This window comes from Bradyrhizobium sp. AUGA SZCCT0158 (genome assembly GCF_018130065.1).
Lineage (GTDB): Bacteria > Pseudomonadota > Alphaproteobacteria > Rhizobiales > Xanthobacteraceae > Bradyrhizobium.
The window spans coordinates 34,765-58,330 of the sequence record NZ_JAFCME010000013.1; the positions used below are offsets into that span (position 1 = coordinate 34,765).

The 23,566-nt window shown below is 63.7% G+C and carries 26 protein-coding genes; 19 read left to right on the plus strand and 7 right to left on the minus strand.

Annotation, left to right across the window (positions count from 1 at the left end; genetic code table 11):
* Position 1: 1 nt before the first annotated feature.
* Positions 2–919, minus strand: a complete 918-nt coding sequence (locus tag JQ574_RS19540; RefSeq protein WP_057853065.1) for an ABC transporter permease subunit — start codon at positions 917–919, stop codon at positions 2–4.
* A 285-nt stretch (positions 920–1,204) separates the two neighbouring features.
* Between JQ574_RS19540 and JQ574_RS19545 the strand changes: the two genes are divergently transcribed.
* On the plus strand, positions 1,205–1,366 hold the full coding sequence (locus JQ574_RS19545; protein ID WP_212204606.1) for a hypothetical protein: 162 nt from the start codon (positions 1,205–1,207) through the stop codon (positions 1,364–1,366).
* A 334-nt stretch (positions 1,367–1,700) separates the two neighbouring features.
* Positions 1,701–2,210, plus strand: coding sequence for a hypothetical protein (locus JQ574_RS19550; RefSeq protein WP_212204608.1), 510 nt, complete (start codon positions 1,701–1,703; stop codon positions 2,208–2,210).
* Here JQ574_RS19550 and JQ574_RS19555 read toward each other — a convergent pair.
* The 3 genes from JQ574_RS19555 to JQ574_RS19565 all read right to left on the minus strand — a co-directional run bounded on the left by JQ574_RS19555 (position 2,190) and on the right by JQ574_RS19565 (position 4,913).
* The gene (locus JQ574_RS19555) at positions 2,190–2,582 is read right to left on the minus strand and encodes a carboxymuconolactone decarboxylase family protein (protein ID WP_212204611.1); all 393 of its coding nucleotides are present in this window, start codon (positions 2,580–2,582) and stop codon (positions 2,190–2,192) included. The genes JQ574_RS19550 and JQ574_RS19555 overlap by 21 nt on opposite strands.
* A 94-nt stretch (positions 2,583–2,676) precedes the next feature.
* Positions 2,677–3,459 carry a 3-oxoadipate enol-lactonase gene (pcaD, locus tag JQ574_RS19560; RefSeq protein ID WP_212204613.1) on the minus strand — a complete coding sequence of 261 codons (783 nt, stop codon included), beginning with the start codon at positions 3,457–3,459 and terminating at the stop codon, positions 2,677–2,679.
* 98 nt (positions 3,460–3,557) lie between these two features.
* Positions 3,558–4,913: a 3-carboxy-cis,cis-muconate cycloisomerase gene (locus JQ574_RS19565; protein ID WP_212204614.1), complete on the minus strand. Its 1,356-nt coding sequence runs from the start codon at positions 4,911–4,913 to the stop codon at positions 3,558–3,560.
* A 247-nt stretch (positions 4,914–5,160) separates the two neighbouring features.
* Between JQ574_RS19565 and JQ574_RS19570 the strand changes: the two genes are divergently transcribed.
* The 10 genes from JQ574_RS19570 to JQ574_RS19615 all read left to right on the plus strand — a co-directional run bounded on the left by JQ574_RS19570 (position 5,161) and on the right by JQ574_RS19615 (position 13,301).
* The gene (locus JQ574_RS19570) at positions 5,161–5,607 is read left to right on the plus strand and encodes a carbon monoxide dehydrogenase subunit G (protein ID WP_212204615.1); all 447 of its coding nucleotides are present in this window, start codon (positions 5,161–5,163) and stop codon (positions 5,605–5,607) included.
* Between the two features lie 221 nt (positions 5,608–5,828).
* The gene (locus JQ574_RS19575; RefSeq protein ID WP_192734115.1) at positions 5,829–6,314 is read left to right on the plus strand and encodes a (2Fe-2S)-binding protein; all 486 of its coding nucleotides are present in this window, start codon (positions 5,829–5,831) and stop codon (positions 6,312–6,314) included.
* Between the two features lie 65 nt (positions 6,315–6,379).
* Complete coding sequence (locus JQ574_RS19580) at positions 6,380–7,183, plus strand: xanthine dehydrogenase family protein subunit M (protein ID WP_212204617.1); 804 nt, start codon at positions 6,380–6,382, stop codon at positions 7,181–7,183.
* A gap of 37 nt (positions 7,184–7,220) precedes the next feature.
* Positions 7,221–8,126 (plus strand): MoxR family ATPase, encoded by a 906-nt coding sequence (locus tag JQ574_RS19585; RefSeq protein WP_192734113.1) that lies wholly within the window; start codon positions 7,221–7,223, stop codon positions 8,124–8,126.
* Positions 8,127–8,247: 121 nt separating this feature from the next.
* A complete protein-coding gene (locus tag JQ574_RS19590; RefSeq protein WP_212204619.1) occupies positions 8,248–9,453 on the plus strand; it encodes a VWA domain-containing protein in 1,206 nt (401 codons plus the stop codon).
* Between the two features lie 13 nt (positions 9,454–9,466).
* On the plus strand, positions 9,467–9,796 hold the full coding sequence (locus tag JQ574_RS19595; RefSeq protein ID WP_212036957.1) for an XdhC family protein: 330 nt from the start codon (positions 9,467–9,469) through the stop codon (positions 9,794–9,796).
* The gene (locus tag JQ574_RS19600) at positions 9,793–10,497 is read left to right on the plus strand and encodes an XdhC family protein (protein ID WP_212204621.1); all 705 of its coding nucleotides are present in this window, start codon (positions 9,793–9,795) and stop codon (positions 10,495–10,497) included. The genes JQ574_RS19595 and JQ574_RS19600 overlap by 4 nt, the downstream gene beginning before the upstream one ends.
* The gene (locus JQ574_RS19605) at positions 10,494–12,098 is read left to right on the plus strand and encodes an NTP transferase domain-containing protein (protein WP_212204631.1); all 1,605 of its coding nucleotides are present in this window, start codon (positions 10,494–10,496) and stop codon (positions 12,096–12,098) included. The genes JQ574_RS19600 and JQ574_RS19605 overlap by 4 nt, the downstream gene beginning before the upstream one ends.
* A gap of 247 nt (positions 12,099–12,345) precedes the next feature.
* Positions 12,346–12,735, plus strand: coding sequence for a DUF4189 domain-containing protein (locus JQ574_RS19610; protein ID WP_409363368.1), 390 nt, complete (start codon positions 12,346–12,348; stop codon positions 12,733–12,735).
* A 155-nt stretch (positions 12,736–12,890) separates the two neighbouring features.
* Positions 12,891–13,301, plus strand: a complete 411-nt coding sequence (locus tag JQ574_RS19615; protein ID WP_212204635.1) for a DUF2000 family protein — start codon at positions 12,891–12,893, stop codon at positions 13,299–13,301.
* 161 nt (positions 13,302–13,462) lie between these two features.
* Here JQ574_RS19615 and JQ574_RS19620 read toward each other — a convergent pair whose 3' ends face one another.
* Positions 13,463–14,452 (minus strand): tripartite tricarboxylate transporter substrate binding protein, encoded by a 990-nt coding sequence (locus JQ574_RS19620; protein ID WP_212204636.1) that lies wholly within the window; start codon positions 14,450–14,452, stop codon positions 13,463–13,465.
* A gap of 413 nt (positions 14,453–14,865) precedes the next feature.
* On the opposite strand from JQ574_RS19620, the gene JQ574_RS19625 reads away from it, so the two are divergent.
* The 6 genes from JQ574_RS19625 to JQ574_RS19650 all read left to right on the plus strand — a co-directional run bounded on the left by JQ574_RS19625 (position 14,866) and on the right by JQ574_RS19650 (position 20,831).
* Positions 14,866–15,600 (plus strand): TetR/AcrR family transcriptional regulator, encoded by a 735-nt coding sequence (locus JQ574_RS19625; RefSeq protein WP_212204640.1) that lies wholly within the window; start codon positions 14,866–14,868, stop codon positions 15,598–15,600.
* A complete protein-coding gene (locus tag JQ574_RS19630) occupies positions 15,597–16,382 on the plus strand; it encodes an HlyD family secretion protein (RefSeq protein ID WP_212204642.1) in 786 nt (261 codons plus the stop codon). Before JQ574_RS19625 ends, JQ574_RS19630 begins: the two co-directional genes overlap by 4 nt.
* Positions 16,379–17,323 carry an ABC transporter ATP-binding protein gene (locus tag JQ574_RS19635; protein WP_212204651.1) on the plus strand — a complete coding sequence of 315 codons (945 nt, stop codon included), beginning with the start codon at positions 16,379–16,381 and terminating at the stop codon, positions 17,321–17,323. The genes JQ574_RS19630 and JQ574_RS19635 overlap by 4 nt, the downstream gene beginning before the upstream one ends.
* Positions 17,320–18,486: an ABC transporter permease gene (locus JQ574_RS19640; RefSeq protein WP_212204660.1), complete on the plus strand. Its 1,167-nt coding sequence runs from the start codon at positions 17,320–17,322 to the stop codon at positions 18,484–18,486. Before JQ574_RS19635 ends, JQ574_RS19640 begins: the two co-directional genes overlap by 4 nt.
* 112 nt (positions 18,487–18,598) lie before the next feature.
* The gene (locus JQ574_RS19645) at positions 18,599–19,906 is read left to right on the plus strand and encodes an adenylate/guanylate cyclase domain-containing protein (RefSeq protein ID WP_212383782.1); all 1,308 of its coding nucleotides are present in this window, start codon (positions 18,599–18,601) and stop codon (positions 19,904–19,906) included.
* A 10-nt stretch (positions 19,907–19,916) separates the two neighbouring features.
* Positions 19,917–20,831, plus strand: a complete 915-nt coding sequence (locus JQ574_RS19650; protein ID WP_212204666.1) for a PhzF family phenazine biosynthesis protein — start codon at positions 19,917–19,919, stop codon at positions 20,829–20,831.
* A gap of 110 nt (positions 20,832–20,941) precedes the next feature.
* Here JQ574_RS19650 and JQ574_RS19655 read toward each other — a convergent pair whose 3' ends face one another.
* Positions 20,942–21,403, minus strand: coding sequence for a DUF488 family protein (locus JQ574_RS19655; protein ID WP_212204669.1), 462 nt, complete (start codon positions 21,401–21,403; stop codon positions 20,942–20,944).
* A gap of 181 nt (positions 21,404–21,584) precedes the next feature.
* On the opposite strand from JQ574_RS19655, the gene JQ574_RS19660 reads away from it, so the two are divergent.
* Positions 21,585–22,559 (plus strand): tripartite tricarboxylate transporter substrate binding protein, encoded by a 975-nt coding sequence (locus tag JQ574_RS19660; protein ID WP_212204672.1) that lies wholly within the window; start codon positions 21,585–21,587, stop codon positions 22,557–22,559.
* An 8-nt stretch (positions 22,560–22,567) separates the two neighbouring features.
* Here the strand turns inward: JQ574_RS19660 and JQ574_RS19665 are convergent, their stop codons facing one another.
* Positions 22,568–23,392 carry a DUF72 domain-containing protein gene (locus JQ574_RS19665; protein ID WP_212204675.1) on the minus strand — a complete coding sequence of 275 codons (825 nt, stop codon included), beginning with the start codon at positions 23,390–23,392 and terminating at the stop codon, positions 22,568–22,570.
* Positions 23,393–23,566 lie beyond the last annotated feature (174 nt).

Below are 23,566 nucleotides of genomic sequence, written 5' to 3' on the forward strand. Positions count from 1 at the left end.
GTCAGACTTTTTCGACTTCAGGCCGGCCGAGCAGGCCGGTCGGAAGGAAGATCAGGACGACGATCAGGATCGAAAACGCCGCGACGTCCTTGTATTCGACCGAGAAGTAGGCCGACCATAGCGTCTCGATCAGCCCGATCAGGAGTCCGCCCAGCATCGCGCCGGGCAGCGAGCCGATGCCGCCGAGCACGGCGGCGGTGAACGCCTTGATGCCGGCGACGAAGCCCATGAAGAAATCGACCAGGCCGTAATAGAGCAGGTACATCATGCCGGCGACCGCGGCGAGCGCCGCGCCGATCACGAAGGTCATGGAGATGGTGCGGTCGACGTCGACGCCGAGCAGCGAGGCCATGGTCTGGTCCTGCTCGCAGGCGCGCATGTCGCGGCCGAGCCGCGTGCTCGATACCAGCCAGGTGAACAGCGCGAGCAAGACGACGGTCGTGATCACGACGATGATCTGGATGTTGGACAATTGCACCACGAAGCCGCCGGCGCCCTCATGCAGCGTGTAGCCGCCGGTGATGATCGGCGGCACCGGTTTGACACGCGCGCCCTGCGCGACTTGGGAATAATTGGTCAGCACGAATGACATACCGATGGCTGACAGCATCGGGGCGAGGCGGAACGAATGCCGCAGCGGCCGGTAGGCGATGCGCTCCACCGTCCAGCCATACAGCGCGGTGATCGCCATCGATACCAACAGTACGACCAGCAGGATCAGGGGGATCGCGGTCAGGCCGAACGAAACCAGGATCAGGAACGTGATCAGGGCAATGAAGCCGCCGATCATGAAAATATCGCCATGGGCGAAATTGATCATGCCGACAATGCCATAGACCATGGTGTAGCCGATGGCGATCAGGCCGTAGATCGAGCCGAGCACGAGGCCGTTGATCAGTTGCTGGGCGAAATAATCCATGCGCTGCCGTATCTAGAGGTCAACGCGCCGAGGCCACCGGCAGCCTTGATCGACGCGTCGTATCGTTTTCTTACAGTTTGGAACCGGGGGCGGCAACAGTGGCGGCTGCGGCTTAAAGGGCTTGTACAGAGCTAGTTTTGAACTGCCGGTTCCCAGGGAGTTCCTTGGGTCACAATGCCAACACGGCTTTGCCGCGCAATCATCCCGCTGGAACCGGTGTTCCCCCGCAACCAAACTCCCGACTTCTCGTTGACTGCGACGACGTTCAACAAGGGAGATTCCCATATGAACAACCCGACCCAAAAGCCGGGCCAGCAGAACCAGAACCCGGGTCAGAAGCCCGGCCAGCAGCAGCAGGGCGGTGGTCAAAAGCCCGGTCAGCAGCAGCAGGATCCGAGCCGCCGTCAGGGCGAGCGACCCGGCGAGATGCCGGATCAGGACCGCTAGACTAGTTCTCAGGACCGCTGGTTCGAACATAAGCGAAAACGAAGGAAGGCCCCGCCGAAAGGCGGGGCTTTTCCCGTATGCGGGGAGGCCTTGTGCTACTTGTCACCCCCGGGCAGAAGCGCGAAGCGCGTCTTCGCGCTAGGTGACCCGGGGGTCCATCTTTTTTCAAGGGCGATGGATTGTCGGGTCAAGCCCGGCAATGACATGTGTACTCCGGCCGGCTGCCGGGGCAATTAAGGTAAACAAAGGGTTTAAATTGCCGCTCGCCGTTTAAGGGAGTTACGTCGCCGTCAGCCCGCCGCCTCGAAGCGCGGCGGGACCAACGGGAAGCGACATGGCCAAACACTGGCGGCTCAGTTCACTCAGCGGCGTGCTGCTGGCGGCGTATTTCATTCCGGCCTGGACCCTGATCGCGTTCAAGATCATGGTTTCGCCGATCCACGGCCTCTACGACCGGCCCAACATTTCGCTGGCGCTGTTCGTCAGCGATCATCTGCAACTGGCGGGCGCGGCGACCGTGCGTTTCGCCTGGCTGTTGGCGCTCGGGCGGATGACGGTGGTGGCGTTCTTTGCGGTCTTCCTGGTGTTCGTGACCCGCGCTGCGATCCGCAAGAGTGGCGGCTGCAATGAGGCGCTCGGCATGGCGCTGGCGATCGGCAGCGTTATCAGCTTTGCGGGCGTGCTGATGGCGTCGCAGGCCGGTGAGACCGCCGCCCTTCGGATGCATGCGGCCGAACTGTTGATGATGCTCGGCACCGTGATCGTGATGCTGGTCGAGGCGCCGGCGCAAAAGCCGGCGGATGCCGGCGTTACATCCGGCGAGCTATCCCTTCAGCAGACCTAGTTCGGCGACGATCCCTGCGGCTTCCTTGACGGCGTGGTTGGCCGCGGGCACGCCGCAATAGATCGCCTGCTGCAGGATGATCTCCTTGATATCGTCAGGCGTGAAGCCGCCTTCGGCGAGGGCCGCGCGCACATGCAGGCGGAATTCATCCCACTGCCCGAGCGCGACCATCGTGCCGATCACCAGCACGCGGCGGGTGCGATGGTCGAAATGCGGCCGGGTCCAGATATCGCCCCAGGCATAGCGGGTGATCAGGTCCTGGAAATCGCTGTTGAACGCATTGCGGCCCGCGATCGATTTGTCGACCCATTCATTGCCGAGCACTTTTCGGCGCTGGGTCATGCCGTTCTCGCGGCGCTTGTCGTCGTCCATTGCTGTCTCCTTCCGTCATTGCGAGCGCAGCGAAGCAATCCATCGTGCAACCAAGGAAGTATGGATTGCTTCGCTGCGCTCGCAATGACGATCGTTAGCGTTGCGTCAGGAAGCCGACCACCGCGTCGGTGAAGGCGTGCGGCTGCTCGACATTGGAAATATGCGCGGCGTCCAAAATCGTCATGCTGGCGCCGGGAATCTGGCTGCGGATGAATTCACCCGCCGCAACCGGCGTCGACATGTCGTGGCGTCCGGCAATCACCAGGGTCGGGCTCTTGATCTTCGGCAGCATCTCGCGGTTATCCAGCGTCGACAGCGCCTCGCAGCAGGCGAGGTAGCCCTCGACCGGCGTCGACAGCATCATCGCCTTCATGTTGGCGGTGATCTGCGGCTCGCGTTCGCGAAAATCCGCCGTCAGCCAGCCGCCGATCACGGTGTCCGCGACCGCGGCGATGCCGCCTTCCTTCACCGCCTTGATGCGGTTGTGCCAGTTGGTCGGGTCCGGATAGTGGCAGGCGGTGTTGGCGAGAATGAGTTTGCCGAATCTCTCCGGCGCATTGGCGCCCAGCCATTGCCCGACCATGCCGCCCATCGACAGCCCGCACCAATGCGTCTTGGCAATATTCAGATCGTCGAGGATCGCCAGCACGTCGCGGCCGAACCGCTCCATCGAATAGGGGCCGGGCGGCACGCTGGATTTGCCGTGGCCACGCCGGTCGTAGCGGATGACGCGAAACACCTCCGTGAGCGCCTTCATCTGCGGCTCCCACATCTGCATGGTCGAGCCCAGCGAATTCGACAGCATCAGCGTCGGCCCGCCGTCGCGGCCTTCGACGGAAACGTTGAGCAGGCACCCGTCGGCGTCGATCATCGGCATGGTGTTTTCCCTCGTCATGCGCGGGCTCGACCCGCGCATCCATCAAAAAAGATTCTATTCAAGAAGATGGATTGCCGGGTCAAGCCCGGCAATGACATCTATTGAATGTCCAGTGAAGCGAGCAGGCGGTCGATCAGGGCTTGCGAGTCGCCCTGATAGGCCATCGGCTCGAACAGTTTTGCGATTGTGTCCGTGCTGAGCTGCGCGGTGACATTTGAGTCCGCGCCAATTACGTCGCGCAGATGCTTCTTTTCGGCGACCGCTTTCTTGCTGGCCGCCTCGATCACATGATGTGCGTCGCTCTTGCCGATTTTCTCGGCCAGCGCGAACGTCACCGCTTCGGCCATGATCAGCCCATCGGTTGCGTCGAGATTGGCGCGCATCCTGACGGCATCGACTTCCAGCCCCTCGGCGATGTCGACGATGGCTGCAAGAGCTCCCGAGGTGACCAGCAGCAAGGTCGGCAGGGTCGGCCATTCCGCGTGCCAGGGGCCGGCGCTGCGTTCGTGGTCCTGGACCTGGGCGGCAAAAATCGTCGCCGCCAGATTGGGCGCCATGGTGGCGGCGGCGAGCGCGGTCGCGGCCGCCACGGGGTTGCGCTTGTGCGGCATGGTGGAGGAGCCGCCGCGGCCTTCGCCCGACGGCTCAAAGGCTTCGCCGACGTCGGTCTGCATCATCAGGGACACATCGCGGGCGATTTTGCCGCAAGTGCCGGCGAGAATGGCGAGCACGGATGCGGCCTCCGCGATACGGTCGCGGTGGGTGTGCCAGGGCGCCTCGGGCAGCGGGAGTTTCAGCTCCTGCGCCAGTTTTTCGGCGACCAGCAATCCCTGGTCGCCGAGCGCGGCGAGCGTGCCGGCGGCGCCGCCGAACTGCAGCGCCAGCGTCTCGCTGCGCAATCGCCGCAGCCGCTTCTCCGAGCGGTGCAGAGCCGCGGCATATTCGGCAAGCTTGAGGCCGAACGGCATCGGCAGTGCATGCTGCAGCCAGGTGCGGCCGACCACCGCGGTGTTGCGGTGCTGGCGCGCCAGTTTGGCAAAGCCGGCGATGGCGCGGGCGATGTCAGTGAGCAGCGCATCGATGCCGGCGCGCAGGCCGAGCATGGCGCCGGTATCGATCACGTCCTGACTGGTCGCACCCCAATGCACGTAGCGCGCGGCGTCGGCGTCCAGCTTCGCCACATCAGCCGTCAGCGCCTTGACCAGCGGGATCGCGAGATTGCCGGACCGCGTCGCGGCCTCGGCCAATGCGGCAAGGTCGAATGATTCGGCCCGGCACGCGTTCGCGATCGGGCCCGCCGCTTGGTTCGGAATAACGCCGATCACGGCTTCGGCGCGGGCCAGCGCGGCCTCGAAATCCAGCATGTTCTGCAGGCATGCGGCATCGTCGCACACCGCGCGCATCGCGGCGCTCGACAGCATCGGGGCAAGCAGTGGGGACAGGGATGTGCTCATCTGTGCGGACCTAACCATCCCAAGTTGGCGTTGCCAACCCGGTTGGTCACACCAACCTGGGTTGGCAAATGCAACCCGGTTGGCGGTATCCCGGTCACAACACCGGCCGCCAAAATTTGCGGCATTGCGGCGATCCCGGTTGGGCTTTGCGAATATGCATCGCTCATTGTCCCAGGGCGGCCTTTCCTTCTGCGCGGCCGTGCATTACTTGGGAGAACAGTTTTGAAGCGTTACGGGAGACACCACCATGGCCATGACGATGAACGGCGAAGTCCAGCTTGCGGCGTCGCGCGAGGCCGTGTGGGCCAAATTGAACGATCCGGAAGTGCTGAAGGTCTGCATCCCCGGCTGCGAGGAGCTGGAAAAGACCGACGAGCATGGCTTCCGCGCCACCGCGAAAATGAAGGTCGGGCCGGTCTCCGCCCGCTTCAAGGGCAAGGTCACGCTGAGCGATCTCGACCCGCCCAACGGCTACAAGATCTCGGGCGAGGGCGAGGGTGGCGTGGCCGGTTTCGCCAAGGGCGGCGCCACGGTGGCGCTGGCCGAAAAGGATGGCGGCACCTTGCTGAGCTATAATGTCGAGGCCCAGATCGGCGGCAAGCTGGCCCAGCTCGGACAGCGCCTGATCAATGGTTCGGCCAAGAAACTGGCCGACGAATTCTTCGCCAATTTCGCCAAGGCGGTGCAGGGTTGATCCCGGATTGAGGCTTGGCAGCCTCCTGGCCCCGTCCAAGATTCCCGCCTCAAGTCCAGCCCGAATATCCCGTCAAGAGTCCCGCTAAGCCGCATCTGGCCATGCCGGAAGTGAGTGACTGCCAAGGTTGCTCATTGCCGGGATGGCCCATATTATGGCCTTGGAACGATTTTAAACGCCTGCGCAGCCGATATGCGGCAGTGCAGCTCAAGAGAGTGCTGATGGCCAAGATTTCCCTGATCGTGAACGGCAATCCCGTAAACGCCAATGTCGACCCCCGTACCCTCCTGGTCCAGTTTCTCCGCGAAAACCTGCGGCTGACGGGCACCCATGTCGGCTGCGATACCTCGCAGTGCGGCGCCTGCGTCGTCCATCTCGACGGCAAGGCGGTCAAATCCTGCACCACGCTGGCGGTCATGGCCGACGGCCATGAAGTGCGGACCATCGAGGGCCTGGCCGCCGACGGCGCACCGTTGCATCCGATGCAGGAAGCCTTCCGCGAGCACCACGGGCTGCAATGCGGCTTCTGCACCCCCGGCATGATCATGACCGCGGTCGATTTGGTGCACCGCAAAGGCAACGACCTTTCGGACCACGTCATTCGCGAAGAGCTCGAAGGCAATCTGTGCCGCTGCACCGGCTATCAGAACATCGTGACCTCGATCGCCGCCGGCGCCAAGGCGATGGCCAAATCCGACCTTGCTTAAATCCGACCTGGCTTAAGTCCGCCTCGCATCATCGAATTCATCGCGACCGCGATCAGGAAGTCCTCATGTACGAATTCAAATATCATCGCCCCGCGACCGTGCGTCAGGCCGCCAATCTCCTGGTGAAGAACGAAGACGCCAAGGTGATCGCCGGCGGCCACACGCTGGTGCCGGTCATGAAGCAGCGGCTCGCGAGCCCGCCGCATCTGGTCGATCTCTCCCATATCGATGGCCTCGACGGCATCGAGATGAAGGGCCGTTCGCTGGTGATCGGCGCCACCGCCAGGCACGCCGCGGTCGCCACATCGGCCGTCGTCGGCGAAGCCATTCCGGCGCTGGCCGAACTCGCCGGTATGATCGGCGATCCTGCGGTGCGCCACAAAGGCACCATCGGCGGCTCACTCGCCAACAACGATCCGACCGCGGATTATCCCGCAGCCGTTCTGGCGCTCGGCGCCACCATCGTCACCAACAAGCGCCGGCTGAAGGCCGAAGAATTCTTCCAGGGCCTGTTCACGACGGCGCTCGAGAGCGACGAGATCATCACCAAGGTGATGTTCCCGGTGCCGAAGAAGGCGGCCTATATCAAATTCCGCAACCAGGCCTCGCGCTACGCGTTGGTCGGTGTGTTCGTCGCCAAGCGTCCGTCGGATGTCCGCGTCGCCGTCACCGGTGCCGGTTCGGACGGCGTATTCCGCGCCGAATCGTTCGAAGAGGCGTTGAAGAAGCGCTTCTCGCACAAGGTGCTCGATGGCGTTTCCGTTCCGGCCGAAGGGCTGAACAGCGACCTGCACGGCAGCGCCGAGTATCGCGCGCATCTGATCGGCGTACTGACGCGCCGCGCCGTCGAAGCCGCGACGGCGAAGTAAGTTTGCCGTTTCCCGGCTCAGCAAGATTGGCTTTGTCATGAGTGCATCGGCGCTACCGAAATCCGTCGATGCGATGCAGGAGTTGCTGACCTCGCGCGGCTATCTCGCCGAGCGGTCGCTGGCGACGGTGACCTATCTGTCGCTGCGGATGGGCCGACCGCTGTTCCTCGAAGGCGAGGCCGGCGTCGGCAAGACCGAAATCGCAAAGGTGCTGTCGGCCGCCCTTGGCCGCAAGCTGATCCGTCTGCAGTGCTACGAAGGCCTCGACGTTGCCTCCGCGGTCTACGAGTGGAACAGCGCAGCGCAGATGATCGCGATCCGGCTCGCGGAAGCCGGCGGCGACACTGACCGCGACCAGCTTTCCAGCGATATTTTCGCCGAGCGCTTCCTGATCAAGCGGCCGCTGCTGCAGGCGCTGGAGCCCGATGTGGCCGGCGCGCCGGTGTTGTTGATCGACGAACTCGACCGCGCCGACGAGGCGTTCGAGGCGTACCTTCTGGAAATCCTCTCGGACTTCCAGGTGACGATTCCCGAATTCGGCACCGTGAAGGCGCCGCAAGCGCCGATCGTGATCATCACCTCGAACCGCACCCGCGAAATCCACGACGCGCTGAAGCGCCGCTGCCTCTATCATTGGGTGGATTATCCCAATGCCGAGCGCGAGCTGGCGATCGTCAAATCGCGCGTGCCGGATATCTCCGCAAAGCTCTCGCAGCAGGTGGTGCGCTTCGTGCAGGCGCTGCGCGATCAGGATTTCTACAAGTCGCCCGGCGTCGCCGAGACCATCGACTGGGCCACCGCGCTGACCGAACTCGACGCCCGCTCGCTGACGCCGCAAGTCGTCGGCGACACGCTGGGCGCGCTCCTGAAATACCAGGACGACATCGCGCGGATGCAGGGCGACACGCTGCAAAAGGTTTTGAAGGAAGCGACGAGCGACTAGCCGTCATTCCGGGGCACGCAAAGCGTGAACCCGCAATCCATTCGCCAGCACGCACGCTGCTCAATGGATTCCGGGCTCGCGCCAAGGGGCACGCCCCGGAATGACGATAGAGATTGGTTCCATGACAACCATCGATCACCTCAACCCGCCCACCGGCCAAATGGCCGACAACGTCGTCGGCTTTGCCCGCGCGCTGCGCGCGGCCGGGGTTCCGGTCGGGCCGGGTGCGGTCATCGATGCGCTCAACGCGCTGCAGGTGATCGAGATCGGCAATCGCGCCGATGTCTACGCCACGCTGGAAGCGATCTTCGTCAAGCGTCACGAACATGCGCTGATTTTCAAGCAGGCCTTCGACCTGTTCTTCCGCGCCGCCGAAGAGTGGAAGTCGATGCTGGATTCGGTGCCGCTGCCGGACCATGCCAAGAAAAAGCCGCCGCCGGCCTCGCGGCGTGTGCAGGAGGCTTTGGCGCAACCCTCGATGCGCGAGGAGGCCCCGCAGGCCCAGGAGCAGGAGCTGCGGCTCTCCGTCTCCGACAAGGAGATCCTGCAGAAGAAAGATTTTGCGCAGATGAGCGCGGCCGAGATCGCCGAAGTGACGCGCGCGATTGCGGACATGCGATTGCCGCAAGCCGAGCTGCGCACCCGCCGCTATCAGCCGGACGCGCGCGGGCTCAAGCTCGACATGCGCCGGACGCTGCGCGGCTCCTTGCGCACCGGCGGCGAGATCATCGACATCCGAAAGCTCGGGCGGATCGACAAGCCCGCGCCGATCGTGGCGCTGCTCGATATCTCCGGGTCGATGAGCGAATACACCCGCCTGTTCCTGCATTTCCTCCATGCCATCACGGATGCGCGCAAGCGCGTCTCGGTGTTCCTGTTCGGCACCCGCCTGACCAATGTGACGCGCAGCTTACGGGCACGCGATCCCGACGAGGCGCTGGCGCGCTGCTCGTCCTCGGTCGAGGACTGGGCCGGCGGCACCCGCATTGCCACCTCGCTGCACTCGTTCAACAAATTGTGGGGTCGCCGCGTGCTCGGGCAGGGCGCCATCGTGCTCTTGATCTCGGACGGGCTGGAGCGCGAGGCCGACGACAAGCTGGCGTTCGAGATGGACCGGCTGCATAGATCTTGCCGCCGCCTGATCTGGCTCAATCCGCTATTGCGCTATGGCGGGTTCGAGGCCAAGGCGCAGGGCATCAAAATGATGCTGCCGCACGTTGACGAATTCCGCCCGGTGCATAATTTGAGTTCAATGGAAGGGCTGATCGAGGCGCTTTCGGCGCCGCCTCCGCCCCATCATCGCAGCGTGATCCGATCGGCAGCTTGAAACGAGGCCCGCTATGCTCAATCGCGACGAAGACATCCTGCAGGCCGCCGAGGCCTGGCAAAAGGCCGGTCATGGGGTTGCGCTGGCGACCGTGGTCGAAACCTGGGGCTCGGCGCCGCGCCCGGCCGGCTCCAGCCTGGTCATCAATGACGACGGCACGTTCCTGGGCTCGGTGTCAGGCGGCTGCGTCGAAGGCGCTGTCGTCACCGAGGCGCTCGACGTGATCGCGAGCGGCCAGCCTAAAATGCTGGAATTCGGCGTGGCCGACGAGACCGCCTGGAATGTCGGGCTAAGCTGCGGCGGCACCATCCGTGTCTTCGTCGAGAAGGTAGCGCAGTCGTGAAGCTCCAAACTCTTTCCGAAGTGAACATCGAGCGCGCCGCGCGGCGGCCGGTGATCGTGATCACCGATACCGCCAATGGCGACCAGCGCCTCGTCAAGGCAAAAGACATCGCATCCGATCCCCTGCGCGGCGAGCTTTCAAAGCAATTGCGCATGGGCAAGAGCGGCATGATCGAGGCCGCCGGCAAGAAACTGTTCCTCAACGTCTACGCGCCGACCGCGCGGCTCGTGATCGTCGGCGCTGTTCATATCAGCCAGGCGCTGGCGCCGCTGGCGCGCTCGCTGGATTACGACGTCACAGTGGTGGATCCGCGCACGGCGTTCGCCAGCCCCGAGCGTTTTCCGGATGTGCCGCTGATCGCCGAATGGCCGGACGTGGCGCTGCCGCCGCTCAATGTCGATCACTACACCGCGTTCGTCGCGGTCACGCACGATCCCAAGATCGACGACCCGGCGCTGCTGCACGCCTTTGCGCGCGACTGCTTCTATATCGGCGCGCTCGGCTCGCGAAAGACCCATGCCAAGCGTGCCGAGCGGCTGAAGGCGCAGGGCGCCTCCGATACCGACATCGCGCGCATCCATGCGCCGATCGGGCTCAACATCGGCGCAGTGTCGCCGTCCGAGATCGCGGTGTCGATCATGGCCGAGATCACCGCCGAGCTGCGGCTGCCGAAGGAAGCTGCAAAAGAGCAGGCGGCATGAAGTTCGGCCCCGCCAGTCCGGCCGACGCGATTGGCGGCGTCACCGTGCATACGCTGCGCCAGGGCGCCTTGGTGCTCAAGAAAGGCACGACCATTGGTCCCGGCGAAGTCGATGCGCTGGCCAGGGCCGGCGTCAAGGAAATCGTCGTAGTGCGGTTGGAAGACGGTGACGTCTCCGAAGACGTCGCGGCCGCCAGCATCGCGCAGGCGGTGGCGGGCGAGGGCGTCAATGTCGAGCGTGCCTTTACCGGCCGTTCCAATCTGTTCGCCGCCCAGGCCGGCGTGCTGGTGGTCGACCGCGCCGCGGTCGACCGCATCAACGGCGTCGATGAAGCCATTACCTTTGCAACCCTTGCCGCCTTCAAGCCGGTGGTCGAAGGCGAGATGATCGCGACCGTCAAGCTCATTCCATTCGGCGTCGAAGCGAAACTGCGCGACGCCGCCGTTGCCGTCGCAGGCAAGGGCGCGCTGCGGATTGCGCCCTATAGCATCAAGCGCGTCGGCGTGGTCTCGACCCTGCTGCCGGGGCTGGCGCCGAAGGTGATCGAGAAAACGCTGCGCGTCACCGCCGAGCGCCTGGCGCCGGCGGGCGCCAGCATCATCGCCGAGCGGCGCGTACCGCATGACGAGACCGTGCTCGCCGCCTCGATCAAGGAGTTGCTCGGTCTCGGCGCCGAACTCGTGATCGTTTTCGGCGCATCCGCGATCGCGGACCGCCGCGACGTGATCCCGGCCGCGATCACTGAAATCGGCGGCGCGATCGAGCATTTCGGCATGCCGGTCGATCCCGGCAATCTGCTGCTGATCGGCAGCGCCGGCGGCGTGCCGGTATTGGGCGCGCCGGGCTGCGCGCGCTCGCCGGTCGAGAACGGATTCGACTGGGTGCTCATGCGCCTGCTCGCAGGCCTGAAGGTGACGCGCGCCGAACTCACCGGCATGGGCGTCGGTGGCCTGTTGATGGAAATCGTCACAAGACCGCAGCCGCGCACCGTTGCCGACACCGAAGCCAGCCGCAACGTCGCGGCCATCGTGCTGGCGGCGGGACGTTCGACGCGGATGGGCGGACCCAACAAGCTACTCGCCGAACTCGACGGCAACAAGCTGGTGCGGACCGTGACCGAGCACGCGCTGGCCTCGAAGGCGATGGAGGTGATCGTCGTCACCGGCCATCAGGCCGATCTGGTCGAGCAGGCACTGGCCGGTTTGAGAGTGAAATTCGTGCGCAATCCGGATTTCGCCGGCGGTCTTGCAAGCTCGGTCAAAGCGGGTATCGCGGCGGTGCCCGCGAATGCCGACGGCGCGCTGGTGTGCCTCGGCGACATGCCGCTGATCGATGCCAAACTGATCGACCGGCTGATCGAGGCGTTCGAGCCGGATCGGGGGCATCTGATCGCAGTCCCGGTCAGCGACGGCCGGCGCGGCAATCCGGTGCTGTGGTCGCGGCGTTTCTTCCGCGAATTGATGACGCTGGATGGCGACGTCGGCGCCCGCCACCTCATCGCCAAGCACGCCGAGGCTGTGGCCGAAGTCCCGGTCGAGGGCGAAAGCGCGTTTCTCGATATCGACACCCCTCAGGCGCTGGAAGCGGCGCGCAGGTCCTAGCCGAACCCTATCCACGTCGTCCCGGCTTTGAGCCGGGACCCATACCGCGTTGTGCTATCGGCTGAAGCAAGGTGGCCGACACCTCCTACAATCACAACCGCCGCGGCGTATGGGTCCCGGCTCAAGGCCGGGACGACAAACCGATAGATCGGTTGTTATCCCACCCCCCGAATTCAACCTTCCGTTCACCAAGTCTCAACTCCCTCCCGGCTAGATTCCGCCCGCTGTCTTGGGGATGGGGATCTTGATCGTTTCGACCGCTGCCGCGCAGCGCCGCGCGCTGTTTATTCTCGCGCTCACTTTGGTGATCGGCGCGTCGCGTTTCGTCACTGAAAGCTGGGCGGCCGGCGCGTTGGCGGTCGGCAAATGCGGCGCCTATGGCCAGGCCTATGACTATCCCGCCGAAGAGACCGCGCGTGCCGCCGCGCTGAAGCAATGCAAGGGCGACTGCACCGCCGTGACCATGAAGCGCGCCTGCGCCGCGTTCGCCATCGACATGGCCAAGCCCTGCGGCGCCCATGGCTATGCCGTGAAACCGAAGATTTCGAGCTCGCTCAACGCCGCGACCAAGAAGTGCTACGAATTCGGCGGCAAGGAATGCGTGATCCGCGCCTGGGCCTGCGACGCCAAGGGGTAGTTTTTCACCATCGTCATTCCGGGGCGATGCGTTAGCATCGAACTACGATGTGCTATTGCACATCGGAGAATCTCGATATTGCTATCCCGTTATTATTAATCTCGAGATTCCGGGTTCGTGTCTTCGGCACGCCTCGGAATGACCTCGGAGTAGTCATGCAATTCGACACTAAAATCGCGGTCGTGATCCGGACCGATCTTGAACCGTGGCAGAAGCTCAACGTGGCCTCGTTCCTGGCTGGCGGCATTGCCGCTTCGTTTCCCGAATGCATCGGTGAGCCCTATGGCGACGGCTCTGGCACCAAATATCTGTCGCTGATCGGCCAGCCGATCCTGATCTATGGCGCCGATCGCGCCGCGCTGTCGCGCGCGCTCGAACGCGCGCTGGCACGGGACGTGACGCCTGCGGTCTATACCGAGGACATGTTCAAGACCACGCATGACGCCGCCAACCGCGAAGTGGTGAAAGCGGTGATCCGCGCCGAACTCAATCTCGTGGGGCTCGCCATGCGCGCCGAGCGCAAGGTGATCGACAAGATCGTCGACGGGCTGAAGTTTCACAGCTAGGAAGCGTCGAACTTGGAGCGTTGCTGCCAGGCGGAATCGCCGGCGCCGCCCCATGCGTCCTTTGGAGAGGATCATCCTCACCTCAGGCCGCTAGGGTACGCCAAACGAGGCCGACCATCTGTGCCGGATTTCACGGTTCCGGCAAGATGGCTGCGGCCAATTCAGGCCGGCGGCAAACCGAGCGCCTGTCCGGCCTCGATCCAGACCGGCAATTCGCGCTGATACAAGGCGTTGCTTTCCTTGAAGCCGATCGCCGGTTCGAGCACGAAGGTAGACAGAATTTCCTTCACCTTCGGATCATTATTGGCCGCCACGCAGAGTTCGGACAACCGATCGACGATCGGCTGCGGCGTCGCCTTCGGCACCGCCCAGCCCGAGAAGCCGCTCACGGTGAAGAATTTCGAGGTCGCGCCGAGTTCAGGCAGCGTCTTGACGTGCGGGATCGCATCGACCTTCTTAGAATGCACCGCGAACACGACGCCGGCGTTGCTTTGCAGCACGGATTGCGCGGCCGTGTAGCTGCCCATCGCGACGTCGAGGGTGCCGTCCGCGATGCCCGTCCACATCGGCGCTTCACCCCGGTAGTGGATCGGCTCGATGTTGAGACCATACTGCTTGTTGAGTTCATTGATGGTGATGTGCGGGGATGAGCCGGCGCTGTAGGTGCCGAAGTTCATCTTGCCGCTCTTGCGCGCGAAAGCGACGAAGTCGTCGAATGTCTTGATGCCGGATTTCGTGCTCGCGACCAGCAGCAGCCCGGCGCCCGGGATGATGCTGACGAGCGCCAGGTCCTTGTCCATGTCATAGCCGGGGTTCTTCATCATGACCCGGTTCATCACGAAGGTCGTCGAGATCGAGCACAGGATGGTGTGGCCATCCGGCTCCGCGCGCGCGACTTCCTGGGCGCCGATCGAACCGGAGGCGCCTGCCTTGTTTTCGATGACGACGGTCTTGCCCACTTGCCTCGAGATGTAATCGCCGAAGCCGCGCGCCAACAGGTCGGTCTGCCCGCCCGCCGGGTAGCTGCAGACCATCCGGATTTGCCGCGACGGCCACGCGCCCTGCGCCGACGCCCCGCGCAACAGGAACGGCGCCGCGGCGGCGGCGGTACCGGCAGCGATGAAGTGGCGGCGATTGAATTTCGTTGACATGATTCCTCCCTGAATTGGCGGAGAGGGTATCGCATCGTCGGGCTTCCGCCATGCGCGAAAGGCGGGACAGATTGGCGCAGCGGCGTAGTGGTGTGCTTCTTTGCGTGATTAGCGCACGAGCCTGCGGGTGCAGCGTGCACCCGGTATCCCCTGCGCTCTCATCGAGGATGATCGATTGCCAAAAATTCGGACATGTCGTGCCGCGAGAAGGCGGACGCACATCCAGTTGTCGTCACCCGCGAAGGCGGGTGATCCAGTATTCCAGAGACGTCAGCGATAGAACCGAGGAGCCGCGGCGTACTGGATACCCCGCATGCGCGGGGTATGACGGCGGAGGGGGACTCACGGCGACGTGAAAATGACGGCTTCAATGCGGGATTGACAATGACTGACCAGTCAGTCATATATAAATCATGAGCAAAATACGCCCCAACACCCCACGCCCGACCAAGCCCGCCAAAAAGCGGGTTGTGAGCCGGGCTGCCGACGCCAGGACGCCAAAGGTGGTCTCGGCGAAGGTTGAGCCCTCAAAGCCCGCTTCGAACCGGGCCGAACGCGCCGCCGAGCGCCGCGAGGCCATTATCGAGGCGGCGATGGATGAATTCATCGCGCGAGGCTTTGCGGCCACAAGGCTCGACGACGTCGCCAAGCGGGCAGGCGTCGCCAAGGGCACGATCTATCTGCACTTCAAGGACAAGGAAGCGCTGTTCGAGGAATTGATCAGGACGGCGATCGTTCCGGTGGTCAACCGTCTTGCTACGGCGGGGCCGCCGCCGGCCGGTGCCTCGATCCGCGACATGGTGGAGAATTTCGCCCGGGCGTTCATCCATGACGTGGTGACGACGCGGCGCGGCGACATCGTGCGCCTGATCGTTGCCGAAGGGCCGCGATTCCCCGAAATCGCCGATTTCTACTACCGCGAAGTGGTCTCGAAGGGGATCGCCGGCATGCGCGCGCTGATCGAACTCGGCGTCATCAGGGGCGAAATCCAGCAGAAGGATTTGGCGCGCTTTCCGCAGATCCTGGTAGCGCCCGCCATCGTCGCGATCATCTGGCAAAGCCTGTTCAGCAAACACGCGCCACTCGATGCGAACGAGATGTTTCGCGTTCATCTCGATCTGATTTTTGGCGAGCGGAGGACGACATGACCTCGTCGCGGATAACGAGCCTTTTCGCCGCGCTCGTGCTGGCCGCCGTGCTGGCCGGCTGCAAGGAGCGCAAGGATCCCGGCTTTCAGGGTTGGGTCGAAGCCGACATGATCTTCGTCAGCCCCGACGAATCCGGGCGCGTGACCAAGCTCAGCGTGCGGGAGGGCGACGAGGTGAAACCCGGCATGCAGATTTATTCGGTCGATGACGATCTGCAGAAGGCCGATCTCAACCAGAACAATGCGACGCTGGCCAATGCTCAGCAGACCTATGACCGCGCGGCATCGCTAAGCAAGACCGGTTCGGGCACCCAGGCCAATCTCGACTCCGCGGTCTCGGCGCTGCGCGTGGCGGAGGCGCGCGTCAACACTTCGCAGACGCGGCTGGCCCGGCGCAACGGTTTCGCGCCGGTCTCCGGCACCGTTCAGCAGATATATTTCCGCGAAGGCGAGATGGTGCCGGCGCAGCGGCCGGTGCTGTCGATCATGCCGCCCGGCAACATGAAGCTGCGTTTCTTCGTGCCGGAGACGCAATTGCCGAAGCTTGCGATCGGCGACGAGGTCAAGGTGACCTGCGACAATTGCGCGGCGGATCTCACCGCAAAGATCTACTTCATCGCGACGACGGCGGAATATACCCCGCCGGTCATCTACAGCCTCGATGAACGCAACAAGCTCGTCTATTTGATCCAGGCGCGACCGAACAAGCCGGCCAGTCTGCGCGTCGGCCAGCCGATCAGCGTGTTCGTCAATGCGCCGATACCGGTGGCGGACAAGCGATGAATTCAGCCCCATCGACCGCGCCGGATGTTGCCATCAATGTCGAGGGTCTGTCGAAATCGTTTGGCGGCCGAGCGGTCGTGCAAAACCTCTCGATGCAGGTCAAGCGCGGCTCGATCTATGGCTTCCTCGGCCCCAACGGCTCCGGCAAGACCACGACCATCCGCATGCTCTGCGGCCTGCTGACGCCGGATTCCGGCGAGGGCACCTGCCTCGGCTACGACATCCGCCGCGAGGCGGACAAGATCAAGCGCCAGGTCGGCTACATGACGCAGCGCTTCAGCCTGTATCAGGATCTCTCGGTACGCGAAAACCTGGAGTTCGTGGCGCGGCTCTATGGCCTGCCCAACGCGCGGCAAGCGGCGCGCGACATGATCCAGCGCATCGGCCTGAGCGGCCGCGAGGAACAGCTTGCCGGCGAGCTTTCCGGCGGCTGGAAGCAGCGGCTGGCGCTCGGCGCCTGCACGCTGCCCAACCCGCAATTGCTGCTGCTGGACGAGCCGACCGCCGGTGTCGATCCCAAGGCGCGGCGCGATTTCTGGAACGAGATCCATGCGCTCGCAGCCGACGGCCTGACGGTGCTGGTCTCCACCCACTACATGGACGAGGCCGAGCGCTGTCACGAGATCGCCTATATCGCCTACGGCAATCTGTTGGCGCATGGCACGGTCGACGAGGTGATCGCGCAATCGGCGCTGTCGACCTGGACGGTCACGGGCGACGATCTCAATGGTCTTGCCGCTGAACTGTCAGGCAAGCCCGGCGTCGACATGGTGGCGCCGTTCGGCACCAGCCTGCACGTTTCCGGCCGCGACCAGGCCGCACTCGAATCCAGCGTCGCGCCCTACAGGGACAACAGGGGGTGGAACTGGCAGCATGGAGATCCGTCGCTGGAAGACGTGTTCATCGATCTGATGAGCCGCTCAAAGGACAATTTCCAATGACTACGACCGACACAAACAGCGCACGCCGCAATGTCCGGGAGCCGTCATTCGGTTTCTGGTGGCGCAGCTATGCGATGCTGGTGAAGGAATTCATCCAGCTCCGCCGCGACCGCGTTTCGTTCGCGATGATCGTGATGCTGCCGGTGATGCAGCTCGTGCTGTTCGGCTTTGCGATCAACACCACGCCGCGCCATCTCCCGACCGCGGTGTTGCTGCAGGAAGACAGCGACCTGGCGCGCTCGATTCTCAAGGCGATGGAGAACACTGCCTATTTCCGCTTTACGCATGAGGTCCACAGCGTCGCCGAGTTCGACGATCTCCTGCAATCGGGCAAGGTGCTGTTCGGCGTCGAAATCCCGCGCGGCTTTGAGCGCGCGGTGCGGCGCGGCGATCACCCGGCATTGCTGGTCGCCGCCGATGCGACCGATCCGGTGGCGGCGGGCTCGGCGCTGGGCACGCTCAACGGCATCGTGCAGACCGCCTTGGCGCACGATCTGCAGGCGGGCGACCCGCCATCGACGCCGTTCGAGATCCGCGCCCATTCGCGCTACAACCCGGCGGCGTCCTCGCGGCTCAACATCGTGCCGGGCCTGGTCGGCACCATCCTGACCATGACCATGCTGATCTTCACGGCGCTTTCGGTGACCCGTGAGATCGAGCGCGGCACGATGGAGAGCCTGCTGTCGATGCCGATCAAGCCGGTCGAGGTGATGTTCGGAAAGATCATCCCTTACGTGATCGTCGGCTTCGTTCAGGCAACGCTGATCATCGGCATCGGCGTGTTGTTGTTCGGCGTACCCATTCTCGGCAGCCTGGCCACGCTTGCGCTGCTGACGACGCTGTTCATCACCACCAATCTTGCGATCGGCTACACCTTCTCGACCATCGTGCAGAACCAGTTGCAGGCGATGCAGCTGTCGATGATGTTCTTCCTGCCCAGCATTCTCTTGTCCGGCTTCATGTTTCCGTTCGCCGGCATGCCGAGATGGGCGCAATATATCGGCGAGTGCCTGCCGTTGACGCATTTCGTTCGCATCGTCCGCGCCATCATGCTGAAGGGCGCGACCATCCAGAATTTGCAGTACGACACCATTGCCCTCATTGCACTGATGCTTTTGGCGATGACGATCGCCGTGACCCGCTTCCGTCGCACGCTCGATTGATGCAGAATGTGATACGCGACGTCATTCCGGGATGGTGCGCCAGCACCAGACCCGGAATCTCGAGATTCCGGGTTCGATGCTGCGCATCGCCCCGGAATGACAGGGTGGGGAAATGTTTGGTTTCTGGGGCAACACAAGCGAGAAGCCGGTGGTGTCGGCTGATTTTCAGCGCGCGCTGACGCAGCAGATCCTGCGCACCGAGCTGATCCGGATCAAGGCGCTGATCGGGACCACCGTCCTGATCGGGGTACTGATTCTCATTGTCCATGCCCTCGATCCCGATGCGATACAGAAGCTCTGGCATGGTCGCTTCGATCCGAGCGAGCTCTTCATCGTCCTGGTCCCGTTCGTTCTGTTTGAACTCTGGGTCCACTTTGTCATCACCCGGCACCTTGGCACGGACCATGACCTGCCGGTGTACCGGCGCTATATCGGTGCGCTGGTCGAAACCTCGATGCCGACGCTTGCTTTGGCGATGCATATCGACAGCATGGGTCCGGTGGACGCGCTCGGCTTCGCGGTGCCGCTGACCTATTTCATCTTCGTCATTCTCTCGACGCTGCGGCTGGATTTCTGGCTTTCGACCTTCACCGGATTCGTTGCCGCAGCCCAGTTGCTGGCCATGGCGATGCTCTACCATCGCGCCGGCAGCGCCGATCCGCCGCCGGACCTGTATTATCACTCGGTGCGCAGCGTCATCATCCTGATTTGCGGGATGCTGGCGGGCGCAGTCGGCGTTCAATTGCGCCGGCAGTTCGAAGCCAGCATTCTCGCCGCGACCGCGCGCGACCGCATCACCAACCTGTTCGGTCGGCACGTCTCGCCGCAGGTGGTCGAGCGGTTGATGGCCGAGGGTGCGGCGACCGGCAGCGAAGTCCGGCGTGTCGCGGTCATGTTCGTCGATTTTCGCAGTTTTACCGCGGGCGCCAGCACCCGCACCCCGCAGGAAGTGGTGGACCGCCTCGATGGTGCGTTTGCCGTGCTGGTCGACATCCTCGACCGCCACGGCGGGATCGTGAACAAGTTTCTGGGCGACGGCTTCCTGGCCCTGTTCGGCGCCCCGTTCGACGCGGGTAACGCCGCGCACCGCGCCGTGGCCGCCGCGCGCGAAATGCTTGAGGCGAACGAACGCGCCAACCAGGCGTCCAGCTGGCCGCTGCGCATCGGCATCGGCATTCACGTCGGCGAGGTCGTCGCCGGCAATATCGGCTCGCCGCGGCGCAAGGAATACACCGTGATCGGCGACACTGTGAATTTCGCAAGCCGGCTCGAGGCGCTGAACAAGGATTTCAATTCGCAGTTCCTGATCTCGGCGGCGGTTCACGACGCGCTCGGAGAGGAATGTCGCGATGCCGTCGCGCTCGGCGAGGTGCCGGTCAGAGGCTATGAGCGGCCAGTGACGGTCTGGAAAGTGGCATAGGAGAATATCAATGCAACGGCGTTACATCACCGTCGACGTGTTTACTGATCGCGCCTTCGGTGGCAATCCGCTTGCCGTGGTGCTCGACGCCGGCGGGCTTTCGACGGCGCAGATGCAGGCGATCGCCACCGAGTTCAATTATTCCGAGACCACCTTCGTGCTGCCGCCGGCCGACGGCGCCAATGACGCGCAGGTTCGTATCTTCACCGTGAACCGCGAGCTTCCGTTTGCCGGCCATCCCAATGTCGGAACCGCCTACGTGCTGGCGACGCAGGCCGCAAAACCGCCGGCGCGACTGCTGTTCGAGGAAGGGGCAGGCCTCGTCCCGGTCGAAATTGCGACCGAGCAGGGTAGGGTCGTCAGCACCGAATTCACGGCACCGCAGCCGCTGAAGCGGATGTCGCATCTTGGCGCCGAACAGGCGGCTTCCTGTCTGTCGCTGTCGGCGAGCGACGTGAAGGTTGATCGGCATCCGCCGCAGATCATCTCGGTCGGGCTGGCGTTCCTCGCCGTCGAACTCACCTCACGCGAGGCGCTGCGCCGCGCGAGGCCGAATGCGGAGGGATTCGCAAAGACCTTCCCGTGCGATGGCAGCGATGCGGTCTATTTCTATACGCGCGACGTGCCGCCTGGCGAAAAACCCTGCGAGTTGCAGGCGCGGATGTTTCATCCCGGCGCCAGCGGGCTTTCCGAGGATCCCGCCACCGGCAGCGCCACCGCCGCTTGCGCGGCGCTGCTCGCGGACATCGATCCGTTGAAAGATGGCGAATTGAAACTAACGATCGGCCAGGGCGTCGACATGGGGCGGCCGAGCCTGTTGCTGACGCGCGTGCGCAAGCAAAACGGCGCAATTTCGTCGATCCATGTCGGCGGCGCCAGCGTGCAGATGATGGAAGGCACGTTCCGGCTGGCGGGCGAGGGGTGAGAGATTGGGCATCGCTTCGTCATTGCGAGCGGAGCGAAGCAATCCATAGTGCGGCATATGCGGATGGATGGATTGCTTCGTCGCTTCGCTCCTCGCAATGACGGCTAAGGTCATACTTGTTTGGCCGCCAGATTCTCCACCTTCACGCCGTCGCGATCTTCGATGATCTCGGCGATCCATTGCCGGTGGCACTGCTGATGGTCGCGCTCGTAGCAGAGAATGCATACCGGACCGGACTTCTTCACCAGCGCCGACAATTCGTCGAGTTCTTCCTTGGCCTGCGTGGTCTTCAGATGCGCGGAATAGATTTTGTGCAATAGATCGAACTTGCCGCTGCGCGCCGCCTCGCGGCCGGTCTTCGGCGTACCCAGCCCCTTCAGATGCAGATAGGAAATGCCACGCTCGTCAAGGCCGGCCGCGAGCTGGTTCTTGGAAAAGCCGGGCCGCCGCGACGCGGCCACCGCGCGCACGTCGACCAGCAGCTTGACGCCGGCGCTCTCCAGCTCATCGAGCACGGCCTTCGCCGGCGTCTGCTCATAACCGATGGTGAAGAGGCGATTCTTGCGTGCCATGTCGGTGTCCCGGCGCCGTTACGTCCCGACGTCAGGCTAAGTCACCCCGCAACGGATTTCCATAACCGCGGAGGTTATGCCGCAGCTGCCCGGCTGCCAGATGCGTTGCCGCCGGGGGCGCCATATCGCATAGTCGCGAAAACAGCGCCTGTTGATGGCCGGTTATATCGGGGGAAATACGATGCATGGATTTTGCCGCTCGCTGGCGTGGATGGCCGCAGTCGCGCTGCTGGTTTGCGGCGGCGCGGCGCGGGCGCAGGGCACCTATCCCGACCGGCCCGTGAAAATCATCGTCCCGATCGGTCCCGGCGGCAGCTACGATCTGGTCGGGCGGCAGATTGCCGACGTGCTTGTGAAACGCATGGGGCAGGGCTTCGTGGTCGAGAACAAGCCCGGCGCCGGCACCGTCGTCGGGACACAGGCCGCGAGCCAGAGCGAGCCGGACGGCTATACGCTTGTCGTCGGCGGGCTCTCCAACATGGCCTTTAATTCGGCGCTGTATTCCAAGCTCGGCTACGACCCACTGAAGGATTTTGTGCCGGTCGCGCTGGTCTACAAGTTCGGCTATGTGATGGTCGGCCGCAAGGATCTGCCGCAGCCCAAGCTGGCGGACATCGTCGCGGCGGCGAAAGCCAGTCCGGGCTCGATCTCGGTGGCGACCGCCGGCGTCGGCACCGGTCAGCAACTGGTAGCGGCGGCCTTCATGAAAGCTGCGGGCGTGAAGCTGCTGGAAGTGCCCTACAAAGGGTCGCCGCCGGCGTTCACCGATCTGCTGGCGGGCCGCATCGATCTGTTCTTCGACTCGATGGCGGCAGGCCTCCCCCATGTGCAGTCCGGGCAGGCGAAGGGCATCGCCGTGCTGGCGTCCAAACGCAGCCCGCTGGCGCCTGACGTGCCGACGATGTCGGAAGCCGGCGTTCCCGGGCTCGACGTCGATTCCTGGCTCGGAATCTTTGCGCCCGCCAAAACGCCGCCGGAGGTGATCGCAAAACTGCGCCGCGATATCCGCGCCTCGTTGCCCGATCTCAAGGAGCGCTTCGAGAAGAGCGGCGGCGAAGTCTGGGACCTGCCCGACGACAAGCTCAATGCCTTTGTCGCGTCCGAATACGAGACCTGGACCAAGCTGATCCGCGAGGCCGGCATCAAGCTCGACTGACGAGGAGGTTACTTCACCCGCTCGATCAACTCCATCGCGCCCGCGGGCGCGCGCACCTTGCCCTCGTGGATCACATAGGCGAAGACGTCGCGCGGCGTCTTCTTCGGCTTGGCTGCATCGACGCGTGGCAGGTCGTCGGGTTCACTGCCCGAAGCCCAGGCTTGAAACCGTTTCGCCCAGGCGTCGAGCTGTTTTGGCGGGTAGCAGGTCTTTAGTTCGTCATTGCCCTTCTGCAGCCGCGCATAGACGAAATCGCTCGCGATGTCGGCAATACCAGGATATTTACCGTGCTCGGCGAACACGACGGGCGTTTCGAACTTTCGCAGCAGCGCGATGAAATCGGGCACGCAAAAACTGTCGTGGCGGACCTCGACCACGTGACGCAGCGCGCGGCCCTCGAGTTTGCGCGGCAAGAGTTCGAGGAACTTGCCGAAATCGGCTTCGTCGAATTTCTTGGTCGGCGCGAATTGCCACAGCACGGGGCCTAGCCGGTCGCCGAGCTCAAGCACGCCTGAATCATAGAACCGCTTCACGGAGTCGCCGGCTTCCGCCAGCACCCGCCTGTTGGTGGCGAAGCGCGGTCCCTTCAACGAGAACACGAAACCGTCGGGCACCTCACGCGCCCATTTGCGAAAACTCTCCGGCTTCTGCGAGCCGTAGTAGGTGCCGTTGATCTCGATCGAGGTCAGCTTCGACGCAGCGTAGGACAACTCCTTCGCCTGCGTCAGCTTCTCTGGGTAAAACACACCGCGCCACGGCTCGAAGGTCCAGCCGCCGATGCCGATAAAAATGTTGCCGCTGGTTTTTGCGGACGATTTTGCAGGTTTGCTCACCGGGGGCTCGTTACGAAGGAGGGATGATTGCGGGCCGATCTTAATCCAGATCGGCCCTAATTGGCCAGATTGCCGCAGGCAAAGATGCGTCGGAAGTGCGGGATAGAAGCCGGGCGCTGCGGCGCGATATATGGACACAGACGCCGGTTCGGCCGACAATCACGCAGAACTTGG